Source organism: Ramlibacter sp. (assembly GCF_036676645.1).
Taxonomy (GTDB): domain Bacteria; phylum Pseudomonadota; class Gammaproteobacteria; order Burkholderiales; family Burkholderiaceae_C; genus Ramlibacter.
Genome location: NZ_JAKFCM010000088.1, coordinates 1 through 1,706, shown reverse-complemented (window position 1 = coordinate 1,706; position 1,706 = coordinate 1). Strand labels below are relative to the sequence as shown.

The window sequence follows — 1,706 nt, the reverse complement described above, 5'->3', positions numbered from 1 at the left end:
TGGCTCATGTCGATGCGGCCGTGTTTGATGTCCAGCGGGCGGATGTAATTTTTCTTCACCGGCTGGGGCGCGGGCGCTTCGCCGCCGGCGGGTTGCTCGATGTCGGTTCTCATGGGGTGGCCTCTTCAATGGGAGGGGCGCTGGCGGCGACGATGGGGATGTCTCTGAAGCGGCCGTAGGTGTAGTGCGCGGCGCAGGCGCCTTCGCTGGACACCATGCAGGAGCCGACCGGGTTCTCGGGCGTGCAGACGGTGCCGAAGATCTTGCAGTCGGTCGGCTTCTTCACCCCGCGCAGGATGGCCCCGCACTCGCAGGCCTTGTTGTCGGGCACCGACTGGTAGGCCAGGTCGAAGCGGCGCTCGGCGTCGAAGGCCGCGAAGGCCTCGCGGATCTTGAGTGCGCTGTAGGGCACCTCGCCCAGGCCGCGCCACTCGAAGCTGGGCCTCAGCTCGAACACCTCGGACACCAGGGCCTGGGCCTTGAGGTTGCCCTCGGGCGTGACGGCGCGGGTGAATTCGTTCTCCACATGGGCGCGCCCCTCGTTGACCTGGCGCACCAGCATCAGGATGGCCTGCATCACGTCCAGCGGCTCGAAGCCGGCGATCACCACAGGCTTGCGGTACTCCTCGGCGAAGTGTTCGTAGGGCGCGGAGCCGATGACGATGCTCACGTGCGCCGGGCCGATGAAGCCGTCGATGGGCACGGTGCCGAGCTGGCGCACCTCGGGCGATTCGAGGATGTGGGTGATGGCCGAGGGCGTGAGCACGTGGCAACACAAGACGCTGAAATTGGCCAGGCCCTCGCGCGCCGCGTCGCGGATGGCGAGTGCCGTGGGCGGCGTGGTGGTCTCGAAGCCGATGGCGAAGAACACCACCTCGCGCTGCGGGTTCGCGCGCGCGATGGCCATGGCGTCGGCAGCCGAATAGACCATGCGGATGTCGCCGCCACGCGCCTTGGCCTTGATGAGCGACAAAGGCTCTGACGACCCCCTGGTCGCCTGCGGCGCCCTCCCCCCGAGGGGGGCGTCACCACCTTGGGGCGGCCCGGCGGTGGTGACCGGCGACGCCGGCACGCGCATGGTGTCGCCGTAGGTACAGACGATGGCACCACGCTCCAGCGCGAGGCGGATCGCGAGGTCGATGCGGCCGATGGGCAGCACGCAGACCGGGCAACCCGGGCCGTGGATCATGCGCACGTTGGGCGGCAGCAGTTCGAGCACGCCGTAGCGGCTGATGGCGTGTGTGTGGCCGCCGCAGAACTCCATGAAGCTGTAGCGGCGGTCCGGGTGCGCTTCGGCGGCGATGCGTGCGCCGATCTGGCGGGCAAGACCGCCGTCGCGGAATTCGTCGATGTATTTCATCAGGGCGCCCCTTCCAGGGTCGATTGCATTTCGGCGAACAGCGCCAGCGTGCGTTCGGCCTCCTCCGGGTCGATCACACCGATGGCGTGGCCCACGTGAACGATCACGTAGTCGCCCACCTGCACGTCGGCCACCAGGGCGATGGAGATCTCCTTGCGGATGCCGCCGAGGTTCACCACGGCCTGGTCGTTGGGGCGCAGCTCCACCAGCTGGGCGGGAATGGCTAGGCACATGGTGCGATTTCCTTCGTGGGTGTTTCTTGTGGGGTGGTCGCGGCCAGTTGCTGGGCGGCGACCCAGGCCTGGCCGAGCGCGAGGCCGGCGTCGCCGCAGCCCTTGTCGAGCGG

At 68.6% G+C, this 1,706-nt stretch carries 2 protein-coding genes; both read right to left on the bottom strand.

The window, feature by feature from the left end; translation table 11 throughout:
- Positions 1–109 precede the first annotated feature (109 nt).
- A complete protein-coding gene (gene hypD / locus V6M57_RS13075; protein WP_332815434.1) occupies positions 110–1,360 on the bottom strand; it encodes a hydrogenase formation protein HypD in 1,251 nt (416 codons plus the stop codon).
- Positions 1,360–1,593, bottom strand: coding sequence for a HypC/HybG/HupF family hydrogenase formation chaperone (locus V6M57_RS13070; protein WP_332815433.1), 234 nt, complete (start codon positions 1,591–1,593; stop codon positions 1,360–1,362). The genes hypD and V6M57_RS13070 overlap by 1 nt, the downstream gene beginning before the upstream one ends.
- Positions 1,594–1,706 lie beyond the last annotated feature (113 nt).

What these genes read in the sequence shown, in the direction of transcription:
- hypD (WP_332815434.1), bottom strand. Translation starts at nt 1,360, where the DNA reads ATGAAATACATCGACGAATTCCGCGACGGCGGTCTTGCCCGCCAGATC.
- V6M57_RS13070 (WP_332815433.1), bottom strand. Translation starts at nt 1,593, where the DNA reads ATGTGCCTAGCCATTCCCGCCCAGCTGGTGGAGCTGCGCCCCAACGAC.